The sequence below is a fragment of the Planotetraspora silvatica genome (genome assembly GCF_016863315.1).
In the GTDB taxonomy this organism is placed as follows: Bacteria; Actinomycetota; Actinomycetes; order Streptosporangiales; family Streptosporangiaceae; genus Planotetraspora; species Planotetraspora silvatica.
This window is the reverse complement of the sequence record NZ_BOOQ01000022.1, coordinates 46,270-60,643: the sequence shown is the minus strand read 5'-3', so window position 1 is coordinate 60,643 and position 14,374 is coordinate 46,270. Positions and strand designations below refer to the sequence as shown.

Sequence of the window (14,374 nt, the reverse complement as noted above, 5' to 3'; positions counted from 1 at the left end):
TCTGCCGTGGATCATGCCGGCGTTCGTCTTCGTCGTCGGGCTGATCTATTACTGCATCATCGAGACCGGTTACATCTCGACACTCGACTGGGACGGCACCAGCCCGACTCCCACATCTGTCGGGTTCGCCAACTACACCGCGATCCTGCAGGACCCCATCTTCTGGAAGGCCATCTGGCACACGGCGCTCTTCTTCGTCGTGACCTTCACCGTGCAGACCGCCCTCGGGTTCGTGTTCGCCGCACTATTGCACTCGAAGGTGAAGCTCGGCACCCTTTACAAGGTCCTCGTCTTCACGCCGGTCGTCCTCGCGCCGGCGACGATGGCGCCGGTGTTCCGGCAGATGTTCGCCGCCGACGGTCAGCTGAACTGGGCGCTGGACCACATCGGTCTCGGGTTCCTCAGCCAGCCCTGGCTGGCCCAGTCGAGCACCGCGATGCCAGTGATCATGTTCATCACGGTGTGGCAGTTCACCGGCCTCACGTTCGTCCTGTACTTCGCGGCAATGGGACAGATCGATCCCGAGACGCTCGAGGCCGCGCGCACCGACGGGGCGAGCAACCTCCGCGTCCTGAGGAGCATCGTCTGGCCGGGCGTGCGGGGCACGACGGTGGCTCTGGCGATGCTCGGCGTGATCGGGGCGTTGAAGACCTTCGACATCCCCTATCTGGTGACCATCGGCGGGCCGAACTACAGCACGGAATTCCTCGGGACCTACATCTACCGGATCAGCATCCCGTCGGCCCACGTCGGTTACGGGGCGGCCCTGTCGATCCTGCTGCTCATCCTGGCGTTGCTCGGCGCGATCATCGTCGCGGCCCGCGCCAACCGTAAGGACGGTGAATCCAGTGTTTGAGGCGCGCCGGCTGTCGACCAAGCTGCTGCTCCAGATCCTCGTGACCCTGATGATCATCCCCTACCTGTTCCCTCTGGTGGTCATGGTCCAGGGCTCGCTGGCGGGTGAGGGGCTCGGCAACTACCAGGCCGTGTTCGCCGTCGGCACGGTGGGGACGTTCTTCAGGAACAGCGTCATCGTCTCGGCCTCGACCATCCTGATCGTCTACGTCCTGACCATGTTCGCCGCCTTCGGGTTCTCCAAGCTGCACATCCGCGGCAAGGAGGTCTACTTCTGGCTGATCCTGGCCGCCCTCACGCTGCCCGAGGTCGTGCTGCTCACCCCGCTGTTCGCGACGACCCTGAGCCTGGGCGTGTACGACACGTACTGGGCGGTGGTGTTGCCGCTGGCCGCGCTCCAGATCCCCTTCGCGGTCCTGCTGGCCAGGAAGTTCATCGACGGCGTCCCCGACTCGCTCTTCGACGCGGCGCGGGTCGACGGCGCCAACATCTTCACCGCCTTCCGCTACATCGTCGTTCCGATGACCCGTCCGATCGCCGCGGCGATCGTCGTCCTCACGTTGATCGGTTCCTGGAACGACTACCTGCTGCCGCTGGTGCTCATCCAGGACCCGGCCAAGCAGACGATCACGTTGCTGCCGCAGTTCTTCGTCAGCCAGTTCAGCAACGACCAGACCAAGGTCCTGGCCAGTGCGGTCATCACCGCGATCCCCGAGATCGTGGCCTACCTGTGCCTGCAGCGCCTCTTCGAGCGCGGTCTGGCGGCCGGCGCGCTGAAGTAGGCGTCGCGCACCCCCCGATACCACCGTGTGATTCACCGCGTTTTCAGATTTGAGGAACAGAACACATGACGTCGGACAGCACGGCCTTCCTCCGTACGGCAGGCCGGGAAATCGTCGACCAGACGGGCACCCCCGTACGCCTGCGGGGAGTCGCCGTCGGCGGCTGGCTGAACATGGAGAACTTCATCACTGGCTACTCCGCCAACGAATCACTGATGCGCAGCACGGTCCGCGAGGTCCTCGGGGACGAGAAGTACGATCTGTTCTTCGAGCGGCTGCTGACCGCGTTCTTCGGCGAGGACGACGCGAAGCTGCTGGCCGACTTGGGCATGAACTGTGTCCGGCTCCCGGTCAACTACCGGCACTTCGAGGACGACGCCAGGCCGTTCGAGTTCAAGGAGGACGGCTTCCGCCACCTCGACCGGGCCGTCGAGGCCTGCGCGCGGCAGGGGATCTACTCGGTCATCGACCTGCACGCGCTGCCGGGCTCGCAGAACCATCACTGGCACTCGGACAACCCCACCCATCGGCCCGCGTTCTTCGACCACCCCCACTTCCAGGACCGAGTGGTGGCCATCTGGGAGCGCATCGCCGAGCACTACAAGGACAACCCGTGGGTGGCGGGTTACAACCCGATCAACGAGCCCGCGGACGAGTCGCGCATGGTGGTCGGGCCGTTCTACACCCGCCTGGTCGAGGCCATCCGCGCGATCGACGACCGCCACATCCTGTTCCTCGACGGCAACACCTACTCGACCGAGTTCGACGTGTTCGACCAGGAGTGGGACAACACCGTCTACGTCTGTCACGACTACGCCGCCCCCGGCATGGGCAACGGCGGCGACTACCCCGGCACCACCGACGGCAAGTACTACGACAAGGCGGCGCTTGAGGCCAAGTACCTCCAGCGCACCGAGTACAGCCGCCGCACCGGGACCCCGATCTGGGTGGGGGAGTTCGCTCCGATCTACACCGGGGACGAGCGCAAGGACGCCATGCGCCGGCAGGTCCTCGAGGACCAGCTCGAGATCTACCGCCGCGACGGGGCCGGCTGGTCGAGTTGGATGTACAAGGACCTCGGACGGCAGGGCGTGGCCATGGTCCGCCCCGACTCTCCGTACATGAAGCGCTTCGGTGACTTCGTGGCGAAGAAGAACCGGCTCGGCGCGGACAACTGGGGCAGCGACGGGAACGGCATCGTCGAGGTGACCAAGCCGTTCCAGGACATGATCGCGCGTGAGTTCCCCGACTTCGATCCGTACCCGTGGGGGCGGTTCGACTGGGTCAGGACGCTCATCCTGAACCTCACGGTCGCCCAGCCCCTGGCCTATGAGTACGCCGAGCTGTTCCGCGGGCTGGACGAAGACGAGCTGATCGCCTTGGCCGACTCGTTCGCGCTGCGCAACTGCGACGTCCGGACGACCCTCGCCGAGCAACTGCGCGCCGGCTGAGGCCGTCCGCACGGCCACCCGATGACGGCGTGATCGCCCTGCAAGCGACGGGGACGACTCCCGGGAGCCTTCCCGGGAGTCGTCCCCGTCCTGCTTTCAGTCCTCCGTCAGGGCGAGCAGCTTGGTGACGGTGTTCCAGTTGCGCATCGTGGCGGTCATCGACGACCGCTTCTCCAGCAGGGGCGGCAGCTTCGGGCGCCGGAGGCCGTCGGGGAAGTACATGTAGAGCTCGCGTCTGCCGACGCGCATCTCCTCCGGGGCGTAGCCGGCCGGGTCGATGCCCTCCAGCATCTCCCTGTCGGGCGGCTCGGCCAGGAACACCACCGCGAACTTGGCCGGCTCCCGCACGTCCAGGGGATTGTCCGCGACCACCGCCCGCAGTTCCGCGGCCGTCCGGACGATGACGGGCACCTCCATGCCCAGTTCGTCGGCGATCCGCCGTTCGATGGCGGAGGCGACCTGCTCGGGCGGCTGCTCGTCGCCGGTGAACAGGGCGTTCCCACTCTGCAGGTGGGTGCGCACCTTCGTGTGTCCCAGCCCCTCGAGCAGCGCGCGGAGGTCGGCCATCGCCACTCGACTGCGGGGATTGACGTTGATTCCGCGCAACAGCGCCACGTATCGCATTGCATCGCCTCCTTCGTCGGGGGAGCACCGGTGACGCTACCGCCCATTCCTGCCGTCCGATGTCATGTTCCGGCCGACGGTTCGCCCGGGCGGCCGAGAGCGTCGGAGTCGCCGGGTGGAAGGCGCTCCCGCCTGGAAACACGAGAGCAGGCCCGCTGGGGACGGGCCTGCTCTCTCCTGACGAGGGGGACCTCCGGGGCAGGGAACCCGCGGGGGCTCGTCAGGGGATGAGGGGCGGATAATTGGGGTCGAGCAGACCCTGTTCCGCGAGTGCGCCGTAAAGCGGGGTCGTCTCCGGGAAATGGCCCCAGCTGTGGTCGCCGGAACCGTCGCCGGCGTGGCCGAGAAGCTGCCGCTGAACCGGGTTGAGCGCGTCGAACCAGTGCTGGCGGGAAAGGCCGGCCACCTCGTCGCGGATGGTGATCCATCGGTAGGTGTAGCCGAAGAAGGCGACCATGCGGGTGAAGTCCGAGTAGTTGTCCGACCGTGCGTGCCACAGCCTGCGGTCGAACAGCAGCACGTCTCCGGGATTGACGGTGACCTCCACCGCTCCTTCCGGCCGGGGATGCGGCAGGTCACGCCTGGGCGGGCCGGGAAGCCAGTCGGTCTTGTGGCTGCCGGGGAGGACGGTCAGGTTGCCCCGTCCGGGCCGGGAGACGTCCGAGAGCCAGAAGGCCAGCTTCACCGACAGTCTCGGCCGGGGACTCACCTCGATCTCCCGGTTCTGCCTGCCGCCGTCCTGGTGCCACTCCCAGCGGAACGGCCTCGGCTTCCGCAACATCGGATGCACATCGAAATGCGAGTGATAGACGTGCACGTTCCAGCCGAGGAGGGACCACACGTAGGGGAAGACGGCCGGGTGATCCAGAAGTCCGGTCAGCTCGCTGCAATGGGTGGCGGCGCTCAGCTGGTGCAGGGCGACGCCCGCGGCGCCTTCGGGCGAGTTCGCGTAGGCGCGCTGGATCGCGCCCTGATAGTGATCGACTTCTTCGGAGCTGAGCGCACCGGGGATGACCAGGTAGCCGTCCTGTTCGAACTGCTCCCGCTCGGCGGCGGTCATGGGCGTCCAGGTGTCGATCACGGAAAACTGGGTCATGGTCACGCTCTTTCGGTGGTCCCCTCGATGATCACTGGAACCCGCGGGCTTCGGCCGGCCTGTGGGCCGGCCGAAGCCGTGCACGGGTCACCCTTTATTCGCCGAAGTCCTGTTTTGTGTTCACAGGAGGAAGTGGACCGAAACGCCTAAACGTTACAAACGAGTCCGAAAGAAGTTCGCGAGCCCCGGCCGGCCGCGCTCGGCGGCGCCACGCCCGCGCTCCCGTGGTAGGCGTATCTCCATGACCGAATACCGCGCCTCCTTCGACGCCGCCATCACCTTCGGCAACGGCGGCGACCTGGCCGTGCACGGGTTCCGTGTGGACGTCCCCGGCCCCGACGTCACGGAGTCCGAGATCGCCGCCCTCTTCGTCGCCTCACTCGGTCTGCTGATGACCGACACGGTCGAGCTCGCCGACGTCGAGATCTTCGCCGAACGGCACAAGGGCACCCGGGGAGGGCCGTCGGATCGTCAGGCCGGGCCGGCGAGGGCGGGCGGCCGGTTCGTCGAGCTCGGCCATGTCATCCGCGCCGGCATGGTGACCTATCCCGGCCTTCCCGCTCCGGAGATCGACGCCCATCTGACCAGGGAGTCCTCGCGTGAGCTGTACGCACCGGGCACCGAGTTCGCCATCGACAGGCTCACTCTGGTCGGCAACACCGGGACCTACCTCGACGCGCCGTACCACCGCTATGCCGGCGGGACGGACCTCGCGTCGATCCCGCTGGACGCGACCGTGGACCTCCCGGCGGTCGTCGTCAGGGTGACCGGCGACCACCGGGACGGCATCGGCGTCGGCGCGCTGGCCGGACTGGACGTCCGCGGGAAGGCCGTGCTCGTGCACACCGGCGACGACGCCCGGTTCGGCTCACCGGCCTACGCCGAGGACCCCCACTTCCTCACCCGGGACGGCGCCGCCCACCTCGTCGACCGGGGCGCCGCGCTGGTCGGCATCGACGCGATCAACATCGACGACGTCGCCGACCTCGAACGGCCCGCCCACACGCTGCTGCTCGCCGCCGGCATTCCCGTCGTCGAGCACCTGACCGGTCTCGGGCGCCTCCCGCCCACGGGGGCCCGGTTCACCGCCGTGCCGCTGCGCATCGAGAAGTTCGGCACGATCCCCGTCCGTGCCTTCGCGCGCCTGCCCGAGTGAGTCCGCCCTCGTGCGTCCCGTTCGAGCGGGGGATGACAAGAAGATCAGCCGGCCAGGCCCTTCAGCACGTCGCGCGGGGCGGGCTTCCAGCCGAGCTCCGTGCGGGCCCGGGCGGCGGTGAACCGCTGGTCGAGGGCGAACGCGTCGGCGATCGGGCCCATCCGCTCACGAGCCTGCGCGAGCGTGACGGAGGCGACCTTTCCCGGGTGCCCGGCCGCTGCACTGACGGCGTGGGCGATCTCCAGCACGGTGGGCGCCTCGGCGTCGACGCCCGCGTATCGCGCGCCGGCCTCGGCCCCGAGGGCCAGTACGTACAGCTCGGCGATGTCGTCGACGTGCACGAGCGCCCATCGGTTCGAGCCGTTCTCGATGTAACGGACCTCGCCGTCGTCCCGGGCGGGGCCGGTGAAGAACCCCTCGATCAGCCCGCTCGCCCTGCCCCACACGACGCCCGGCATCACGAGCACCGGCCTGCCGCCTTCGGCCGCACGTGCGAGGACCCGCCTCTCGTTGTCCAGCCGCCAGGCGACGACCGGAGGCGGTGACAGCGGGGCGTCCTCGTCGGCGAGACCGTCGGTGTCGCCGTAGATCCAGACACCTCCGGTGTGCACGTACGGCCGGTCGCCGGCGCCGTCCTGCATCGCGGTGGCCGCGGCCAGATCGACCCCGGCCACGTCGGGGCCCTGATGCTGGGCGAGGTGGATGACGCCGTCCGCCCCGGCCGCGGCGCCGCGCAGGACGTCGAGGTCGGTCAGCCCGCCGGGGATGACCTCGGCCCCGAGGGCGGTCACGGTTCGTGCGGCGGCGTCGCCCCGCGCGAGCGCGGCGACGGTGTGCCCGTGTTCGGCCAGCGCGCGGACGACGGCCTGGCCGATGTAGCCGGAGGCCCCGGTGACGAAGACCTTCATTTCCTGCTCCTTCAGATGGCACTCAGAAGATGGATCGGCGGGCCGGCCGGATCCCACCGTGGACGCGTGCGAAGACGCGTTCTACGAGGTCAACTGTGGTCCCGAAGGGCGGTGGCCGTCCAAGACCTATATCCGAGCAGGTAATACCCTGAAGGTATGGCACACGCGGATGTCGACCTGCGGAAGCTGCGCTACTTCGTGGCGCTGGCCGAGGAGCTGAACTTCGGCCGGGCCGCCGAACGGCTGCACATCGCCCAGCCCGTCCTGTCACGGCAGATCCAGGCACTCGAGAAGGAGCTGGACGCGCAGCTGTTCGTGCGGGACAAGCGCCGCACCAGGCTGACGCCGGCGGGGGAGCAACTGGTCACCGAGGCCGAGCTGGTTCTGGCCGGCGCGGAGGCGCTGCGCCGCCGGGTCGCTCAGGCGGCCCGGGCCGTCGACACGCTCACCGTCGGCTTCATGCCCGGCCTCACCGTAACCGGTCCGGTCCGGGCGCTGGGCGAGGCGCATCCCGGGCTCACGGTCGAGGTGCTGCGCACGAACTGGACCGACCAGGTGAGTGTGCTGCACGACGGCCGGGTGGACGTCGGCTACATGCGGCTGCCGGTCGACTCCGCCGGGCTTGAGTTGCGTCCGCTCTTCGGTGAACGGCGGATGGCCGTCCTCCCCGCCGATCATCGGCTCGCCGGCGAGACGTCGGTGAACATCACCGATCTCGCCGACGAACGCCTGCTGCAACATCCCGACTCGGTGCCGGAGTGGGGCCGGGTGTCGCGGATGTCCCGGGGGCCGCGGGAACGTGGGGAGACGCCCGCCTCGGAGACGCGCAGCGTGGAGGAGAAGCTCGAGCACGTCGCGGCAGGCCGGGGGTTCAGCATCCTGCCCGAGTCGACGGCCGCCTATTACCAGCGGCCCGACGTGGTCTGCGTGCCCATCCTCGACATACCGCCGAACGAGGTGGCACTCGCCTGGGTGGCGGCCCGTCACCATCCTCTGATCGGCGAGTTCGTCGAACTCGCCGTCGCGATGCGCTGACGGTCAGTCCCCGTCCAGGTGCGCCCGGATGCGGGCGGCCACCTCGGCGGCCCGCTCGGGCGTCTGTGAGACGACGCCGTTCTCGGTCATCAGCGCGTAGTGCTGCTGCCGGCCGTACGGGACGCCCGGCGGGAGCGGCGCGACGTGCCAGTGCAGGTGCGCGTTGCCCTGCCCGCTGCCGAGCGACAACAGGTAGGTGCGCTCGGTGGGGACGCTCGCCTCGACCGCGAGGGCGACGCGGCGGACGAGCGCCATCAGCGCCAGATAGTCCCGTTCGGCGAGGTCGCGGACGACGTGCTCGATGTGGGGCTTGGGCGCCACCAGCGTCCTGCCGACCATCGTGGGATGGCGGTCGAGGAACGCGATGTGCCGCTCGTCCTCGTAGACCACCTCGTGCCGGTAGCCGGGGTCGCCGCCGAGGAGGGAACAGATGAAGCAGGGGCCCTGCCGGGCGCGCACCTCGTAGGCGGTCACGTCGAACGGCACGCGCCGATCAGCAACCGGATCGTTCATGACCTCTCGACCTCCCGGGTGTCGTGCGGCGAGGCCGGGGCGTTCCCGGCCGGGCCGTACCGCTGGTGGAGCTGAGCGAGGCGATCCTGAAGTCTGGCGTGGCGGAACTGGTAGACCGGGCCCGCCTGGCGGAGCAGGCCCATCCGGTGGGCGTCCTCCAGAAGGCTCATCAGCCGCCGCGGCGTCCGGCCCCGGAGGCGGAGCATCGACACGGCGACGAAGTAGATCGAGCTGGCGCCGGTGAATCCGAAGGTGAGTGTGAAGACCACACCGCCCGCGATCCCGAAGGCGATCCCGGCCTCGACTCCCCGCAGAAGCCCGGAGAATCCGTTCACCAGCGTTCCGGCGATTCCGAAGGCGAGGCCGAGCGCCAGCCCGAAGGTCAGCGACCGTCCGTACACCAGCTGGAGATCGCGCCGCAGGGTGATCAGCGGGGCCTGCGGCCGGTCGCTCGTCAGCGGAGTCGTCACCCACCGGTTCAGGCCGAGGGTGAGCCCTCCGACGGTCCCGACGACCAGCCCGAAGAAGATGAAGTCCCCGGCCTCCGAGCTGATCCCGGCGACGCGCCACAACGCGTACGCGGCGATCATGCCGACGGGAAGCACGAGGACCAGCCCCAGCGTGAGCTGCCCGGCGAGCCGCTGGAGATGGCCGCCCAGCCGTAGGTTCGCGTAGGCCGGCTCGAGCGTGGAGCCCTTCAGCCGCTCCAGGATGAACCCGCCGGTGAGACCGCCCACCAGTCCGCCCACGGGACCTCCGGCGAGCCCGAACAGGAGCGCGTTCCAGAGGCTGCCCTCGTGCGGGCTGCGGAGGGCGACGATGGCGTCGCTGGTCAGCCCGACCGTCAGGCCGACCGTGAGTCCCACGGTCACGCCGCCGACCAGTGTGCTCCAGCGCCGGGACACCGCGCGGTGCAGGTGCCACCACCGGAAGTCCCGGGTGCCGGTCACGGACATGTGATGGGCGACGAAGGACAGCCAGCGTCTGGCGTCCTCGGGATCCCACGCGCGGTGCGGCCGGAACGGATGGTCGTGGTCGTGCGGGTCGGCGGGGTCGTGGTCGGGCGGAGTCGCCGCGAAGGTGGCCTGAACGAGGTTGTCGAGGAGGTGCTCGGTGACGGCCTCGGCCGTCGGAAAGCGCGCGGTGTCGCACAACGGGGCGGGGTCGGCGTGGGTCTCGATGTAGACCTTGCCCAGCAACCACAGCGCGAGCGGGGTGGACAGGGCGTCGGCGAGGGGCCCGTCCGGATCGTTCTTGATCGCGGACAGCAGGCCGGTCCAGCTCGCCGCCTGCCGCGGCGCCAGGCGGTTGCGGACGTACGCGATCACATCGGCGTTCTTGACGGGGCGAGGCTCGATGACGGCCCCACCGGCGAGCACGTCGCCGCCCGGGAGGCTGACGGCGGTCAGGTACTCCCTCGTGCGGCAGGTCAGGATCACCGCCTCGGTGGTCGGAGCCGCGTTCAACGCGGTGATCACCCTTGGCTGCACCTTGTCGGGCAACTCGTCCAGGCCGTCGAGGACCGGCAGGATGCGCCGGTGCGCGACGAGGCCGCGCGCGGCGTCGGGCCCGAAGTCGGGGGCCCGGAGTGCGGAGTAGTTCTCGCGGAGCCGCCTGACCAGCCACGTGTGCACGGACTCGGCTTCCGGATCCCAGCCCGACATCGACAGCAGCACGGGCACGGGGTCGCCGGGCTGCGGATCCTCCAGGAGTTCCCTGAGCAGCAACACGGCCAGAGTGGTCTTGCCCATTCCCGGCTCGCCCAGAATCACCAGGCGGCGCCGGGCGAGCTTGCGGAAACGCCCGGCCATCTCCGGCATCCGGTCGGTGCGCCCGTCGAACCGCACGCGGCCCAGACCGAACCAGGAGCGGAGGAACCTCGGCCGGTCGACCCGGTCGTCCTGGTCCATGACGTCGAGGCCGGAGATCCGCCAGCGGACCGGCAACGGGGACGGCTCGTCGAGCTCGCGGATGAGGATCTCCTCACGCCACTGGGCGCGCACGAGCACCCGCAGCGCCTGCTCCGCCCGGTCGACCTGGTCGGGGGTGCTCGTCCTGCCGGGCCGCCGCTCCCGCCAGGTGCCGACGACCGGGGGGATCAGCGCCAGGACGCCGAGGGCGACGCTGGCGAGTTGCGCCCAGTTGGCGGCCTTGTCCGACTCGGACAGCTCGGCCAGGGCGTAGCTGATCGCGATGATGACCGCCACGGCTGCGACCGGGACCGCGACGCGTCGCCACCCGGGCAGGCCTCTCATTCCCCCATGGTGACAGCGTTGAAGATTCACTGCGGAAATTGGCCGCATTAGGACAGCGCGGTCAATGCTGTCGGATTATGGGCCTGATCTGCTCAAACGTGGGATATGGCGAGCGCAGGGTAACCTCAACCGTGCTGTACGGGAGAGACCGGGAGACGGCGGAGCTCGACCGGCTTATCGACGCGGCTCTGCGGGGGCGGGGCGACGCGTGCGTGCTCTGGGGCGATCCGGGCATCGGCAAGACGGCGTTGCTTCGCTACATCGAGGGCCGGGCCGAAGGCCTTGCCGTTCTCAGGAGCAGGGGGACGCGGTCGGAATCCGCCATGGCCTTCGCCGCGCTGCACGAGCTGCTCTGGCCCGTGCTTGATCGCGTGGACGCGCTCCCCGCCCCCCAGGCGGCCGCGCTGCGTGCCGCCTTCGGCCTGGGCGAGGGCAGGACCGACAGCCTTCTGCTCGGCGCGGCCACGCTGACTCTGCTCTCGGAACTGGCGCGCCGGCGGCCGGTGCTGATCCTGGTGGACGACGCCCAGTGGATCGACACGGAGTCGGCGAGCTGTCTGGCCTTCGTCGCCCGGAGGCTGCGCACTGAGCCGATCACCCTGGTGGCGGCCCACCAGGGTGATCCGGCCGACGGCAGATGGAGTGGCGTCCAGGGACTTCATGTCGAGCCGCTGGACGAGGCCGCCGCACATGAATACCTGCGGGCCGAGCATGCCGAGCTCACCGAGCCGGCCGCCAAGGCGGTCCTGCGTTCCGCCCACGGCAATCCCCTGGCGCTGCATGAGTTCTCCGGAATGGCCGACGTGGACCCCGCCGAGGGGGACACGCTGTCCCCGGGGCCGCGGCTGCGCCAGGCGTTCCTGGCCACGGTCGCGTCCCTTCCCCGGGCGGCGAGGACCCTGCTCCTCCTGGTCGCAGCGGAGGACCGCGGCGACCTCGGGACGGTGAACACCGCGGCCACCGCGCTCGGGATCGGCGCCGAGACGTGGGACCAGGCCGTCGTGGGCCGGTTCCTCGACCTGACGGGGACGCGGGTGAGTTTGCGGCACCCCCTGATCCGCAGCGTGATCTACGAGGCGGCGCTCCTTCCCGAACGGCAGGCCGTCCATCGTGCCCTGGCCGCAGCACTCGGGGGCCAGGACGACACGGACCGCCGGGCCTGGCATCTCGCCGAAGCGACGCTCGAATCGGACGCGGAGGTCGCCGACCTGCTGCACCATTCGGCGCAGCGGGCCTTGGCCCGAGGCGGATGCGCGGCGGCCTCCAGGGCGCTGCGGCGTTCGGCCGAGCTGACACCCGATGCGGTGCAGGCGGGTGGCAGGTACGCCGTGGCCGCACGCGCCGCCTGGGAGTCGGGGGAGCCGGAACGCGCGCGCGAACTGCTGGCGCAGGCGCGGAGCCGGGCCCCCGAGGCTGTCGTCACGACGCTCAGCGGAGGGTTGCGGGGCCTGCTCGAGTTCGTCCACGGTGAGCAGGCGCGCGCCCATCGGCTGCTGCTGGCCGAGGCGCTCATCGTCGAGGATCCCCGGCTGGCGGTACAGCTCGCGTGCCTCGCGCTGCGGGCCGCGTGGAACATCGACTCACCTGAACACTGGGCTCGGGCACTGGGGGTCCTGGACGGATTGCCCGCGACGGGGGATGAGCGGATCGATCTGCTGGTCACGGGGTTTCGCCATTGGTGGTTCGAGGAGGCGCTGCCCGACCGCCAGGCGATGCCGGAGATCACGCCGGGAAACGACCTGGACCTGCTCATATGGCTGATGGTTCCCGCTCCCATCGCCCTCGCCTGGGGCCTGGAGGAGCAGGCGCGGGCCTGCTACCAGGGAGCCGCCGACCGGTTGAAGGAGACAGGGGTGCTGTCCGGGCTGGCCCTCCTGCTGTCGCAGGTCGGCCTGGTCGACATGATGGCCGGTCACTGGCCGGAAGCACGGATCAACGTGAGCGAAGGACTCCGGCTCGCTGAAGACATGGGGGCATGCAGTGTCATCGCCCAATGCCTGAACGTGATGGGGTGGCTGCGAGCCGCCACCGAGGGGGAGACCGCCGCGGACGAGATGGTCCAGGAGGTGCGACGGCACCGGTCCAACTGGTCGTCTCGGGCGCTGATGGGCGCGTCGTACTGGCATCAGGGGGTGGCGGCGCTCGGTGCGGGGCGCGCCGAGGACGCCTCGGACCTGCTGGACAGATTGATCACGCCGGGCGGCCAGGCGGCGCATTCGACCTTCGCGGTGCTGGCGGCGGCGGACGCGGTCGAGGCCGCGGTCCGCGCGGGACGGCCGGACGGCGCCTCGGAGTGGGTGCGGCTCATCGAGGAGTGGGCGGACCGGAGCGGGGCCGCCTGGGCGAAGGGCGCGGCCTTCCGCTGCCGGGCCCTGACGGCCGAACGCGCGGAGGCGGAGGACCTTTACCCGCTGGCGCTGGCCGGATACGCCGAGGCCGACCGCCCGTTCGACCACGCCAGGACCGAGCTTCTCTACGGCGAGTGGTTGCGCAGAGCCCGCCGCAGGGCTCAGGCCAGAGGACATCTGCGCGCCGCCAGGGAGACCTTCGCCCGGCTGGGGGCGCATGACTGGCTGGCCCGGGCGACGACGGAGCTCGAACTGGCCGGTGAGGCGGGCATTCAGGCGGAGCAGGCCACCGGTCCCACCGAGTTGACGCCGCAGGAGACACGGATCGCCGGACTCGCCGCGCAGGGGCGGACCAACAAGGAGATCGCCGCCTCCCTGTTCATCAGCCCCCGGACGGTCGGCCATCATCTGTCCAGCGTCTTCCTCAAGCTGGGCATCACCTCCCGCACCGAGCTCAGGGAACTCGCCGAGACGCTGAGCGAATGACCGGCCCGCCTGCCGTACGGGCTTGGCGGCGCCCTGCCTGACGCGATGGCCTATGCGATGGCCTATGCGGCGACCGATGTGCGCTCCGATGGCCCCGGCCTAAGTTCTCATTTTGCTTCATACCGGAAAATGAGAGAGAGATCATCTATGTCCCTGCAAGAGGCCGTCCGGGTATCCGTCATCTATTACTCGTCGACGGGAACGGTCTTCGAGCTCGCCAAGGCCGCCGCGACCGCCGCGGAGAAGGCGGGCGCGGAGGTGCGGCTGCGCAAGGTGCGCGAGTTGGCCCCCGCCGAAGCCATCGCCTCCAACCAGGGATGGAGCGACCACGCCGCCGCCACGCAGCACATCGTGGAGGCGTCCCTGGACGACCTGGTGTGGGCCGATGCGATCATGTTCGGCACGCCCACCCGCTATGGACTGCCGGCGGCGCAGCTCAAGCAGTTCATCGACACCGCCGGCAGCCTGTGGGCGCAGGGCAAGCTGATCGACAAGATCGGCTCGTCGTTCACTTCCAGCGGCACCCGGCACGGTGGGCAGGAGACGACGATCGTCGCGCTGAACAACACCTTCTACCACTGGGGATCGATCATCGTCCCGCCCGGTTACGCCGACCCGATCCAGTTCCAGATGGGCAACCCGTACGGCACCAGCCACACGTCCAACAACGCCGAGGTTCCGCCCGGCGAAATCGAGCTGGCCGCGATGGAGTTCCAGACCCGCCGCGTCGTCGAGACCGCGGCCACGTTCAAGCGCGGACGCGAGGCCCGGTTCGTGTGATGCGAGGCCCCGGTTCGGGGGCCCAGGAGTTTCGCCTGCGGGGAGGGCGAGGGGGAGACGGTCCAGATCAGGCTTGACGGCGACC

General features: G+C 69.7%; 12 protein-coding genes. 7 read left to right on the top strand and 5 right to left on the bottom strand.

Features of this window, described 5'->3' with window-relative positions:
• Nucleotides 1-13 precede the first annotated feature (13 nt).
• From Psi02_RS16955 to Psi02_RS16945, 3 genes are all read left to right on the top strand, one after another.
• On the top strand, nucleotides 14-856 hold the full coding sequence (locus Psi02_RS16955) for a carbohydrate ABC transporter permease (protein ID WP_203975170.1): 843 nt from the start codon (nucleotides 14-16) through the stop codon (nucleotides 854-856).
• Nucleotides 840-1,637 (top strand): carbohydrate ABC transporter permease, encoded by a 798-nt coding sequence (locus Psi02_RS16950; protein ID WP_203975168.1) that lies wholly within the window; start codon nucleotides 840-842, stop codon nucleotides 1,635-1,637. The genes Psi02_RS16955 and Psi02_RS16950 overlap by 17 nt, the downstream gene beginning before the upstream one ends.
• Nucleotides 1,638-1,702: 65 nt before the next feature.
• Nucleotides 1,703-3,088 carry a glycoside hydrolase family 5 protein gene (locus tag Psi02_RS16945; RefSeq protein WP_203975166.1) on the top strand — a complete coding sequence of 462 codons (1,386 nt, stop codon included), beginning with the start codon at nucleotides 1,703-1,705 and terminating at the stop codon, nucleotides 3,086-3,088.
• 96 nt (nucleotides 3,089-3,184) lie between these two features.
• Here the strand turns inward: Psi02_RS16945 and Psi02_RS16940 are convergent, their stop codons facing one another.
• Nucleotides 3,185-3,712, bottom strand: a complete 528-nt coding sequence (locus Psi02_RS16940) for a DUF1697 domain-containing protein (RefSeq protein WP_203975164.1) — start codon at nucleotides 3,710-3,712, stop codon at nucleotides 3,185-3,187.
• Between the two features lie 220 nt (nucleotides 3,713-3,932).
• Nucleotides 3,933-4,808, bottom strand: a complete 876-nt coding sequence (locus Psi02_RS16935; RefSeq protein ID WP_203975162.1) for a phytanoyl-CoA dioxygenase family protein — start codon at nucleotides 4,806-4,808, stop codon at nucleotides 3,933-3,935.
• Nucleotides 4,809-5,049: 241 nt separating this feature from the next.
• Between Psi02_RS16935 and Psi02_RS16930 the strand changes: the two genes are divergently transcribed.
• The gene (locus Psi02_RS16930; protein ID WP_308442245.1) at nucleotides 5,050-5,964 is read left to right on the top strand and encodes a cyclase family protein; all 915 of its coding nucleotides are present in this window, start codon (nucleotides 5,050-5,052) and stop codon (nucleotides 5,962-5,964) included.
• Between the two features lie 44 nt (nucleotides 5,965-6,008).
• On the opposite strand, the gene Psi02_RS16925 is transcribed toward Psi02_RS16930, so the two are convergent.
• Entirely contained in the window at nucleotides 6,009-6,872 is an 864-nt protein-coding gene (locus Psi02_RS16925; RefSeq protein ID WP_203975160.1) for an NAD-dependent epimerase/dehydratase family protein, read from the bottom strand.
• A gap of 156 nt (nucleotides 6,873-7,028) precedes the next feature.
• Between Psi02_RS16925 and Psi02_RS16920 the strand changes: the two genes are divergently transcribed.
• On the top strand, nucleotides 7,029-7,907 hold the full coding sequence (locus Psi02_RS16920) for a LysR family transcriptional regulator (RefSeq protein ID WP_203975157.1): 879 nt from the start codon (nucleotides 7,029-7,031) through the stop codon (nucleotides 7,905-7,907).
• Nucleotides 7,908-7,910: 3 nt separating this feature from the next.
• Here the strand turns inward: Psi02_RS16920 and Psi02_RS16915 are convergent, their stop codons facing one another.
• The gene (locus Psi02_RS16915; RefSeq protein WP_203975156.1) at nucleotides 7,911-8,420 is read right to left on the bottom strand and encodes an HIT family protein; all 510 of its coding nucleotides are present in this window, start codon (nucleotides 8,418-8,420) and stop codon (nucleotides 7,911-7,913) included.
• The gene (locus Psi02_RS16910) at nucleotides 8,417-10,675 is read right to left on the bottom strand and encodes an NACHT domain-containing protein (RefSeq protein ID WP_203975154.1); all 2,259 of its coding nucleotides are present in this window, start codon (nucleotides 10,673-10,675) and stop codon (nucleotides 8,417-8,419) included. The genes Psi02_RS16915 and Psi02_RS16910 overlap by 4 nt, the downstream gene beginning before the upstream one ends.
• 131 nt (nucleotides 10,676-10,806) lie before the next feature.
• Here Psi02_RS16910 and Psi02_RS16905 point away from each other — a divergent pair, with 131 nt between their 5' ends.
• Together Psi02_RS16905 and wrbA are read left to right on the top strand one after the other, a co-directional pair.
• Nucleotides 10,807-13,509 carry a helix-turn-helix transcriptional regulator gene (locus Psi02_RS16905; RefSeq protein WP_203975152.1) on the top strand — a complete coding sequence of 901 codons (2,703 nt, stop codon included), beginning with the start codon at nucleotides 10,807-10,809 and terminating at the stop codon, nucleotides 13,507-13,509.
• A gap of 147 nt (nucleotides 13,510-13,656) precedes the next feature.
• Nucleotides 13,657-14,289: an NAD(P)H:quinone oxidoreductase gene (gene wrbA / locus Psi02_RS16900; RefSeq protein WP_203975151.1), complete on the top strand. Its 633-nt coding sequence runs from the start codon at nucleotides 13,657-13,659 to the stop codon at nucleotides 14,287-14,289.
• Nucleotides 14,290-14,374 lie beyond the last annotated feature (85 nt).

Coding starts and splice junctions, on each gene's coding strand:
- Psi02_RS16935 (WP_203975162.1), bottom strand. CDS start 4,808: ATGACCCAGTTTTCCGTGATCGACACCTGGACGCCCATGACCGCCGCC.
- Psi02_RS16910 (WP_203975154.1), bottom strand. CDS start 10,675: ATGAGAGGCCTGCCCGGGTGGCGACGCGTCGCGGTCCCGGTCGCAGCC.
- Psi02_RS16955 (WP_203975170.1), top strand. CDS start 14: ATGCCGGCGTTCGTCTTCGTCGTCGGGCTGATCTATTACTGCATCATC.
- Psi02_RS16925 (WP_203975160.1), bottom strand. CDS start 6,872: ATGAAGGTCTTCGTCACCGGGGCCTCCGGCTACATCGGCCAGGCCGTC.
- Psi02_RS16930 (WP_308442245.1), top strand. CDS start 5,050: ATGACCGAATACCGCGCCTCCTTCGACGCCGCCATCACCTTCGGCAAC.
- Psi02_RS16920 (WP_203975157.1), top strand. CDS start 7,029: ATGGCACACGCGGATGTCGACCTGCGGAAGCTGCGCTACTTCGTGGCG.
- Psi02_RS16915 (WP_203975156.1), bottom strand. CDS start 8,420: ATGAACGATCCGGTTGCTGATCGGCGCGTGCCGTTCGACGTGACCGCC.
- wrbA (WP_203975151.1), top strand. CDS start 13,657: ATGTCCCTGCAAGAGGCCGTCCGGGTATCCGTCATCTATTACTCGTCG.
- Psi02_RS16945 (WP_203975166.1), top strand. CDS start 1,703: ATGACGTCGGACAGCACGGCCTTCCTCCGTACGGCAGGCCGGGAAATC.
- Psi02_RS16940 (WP_203975164.1), bottom strand. CDS start 3,712: ATGCGATACGTGGCGCTGTTGCGCGGAATCAACGTCAATCCCCGCAGT.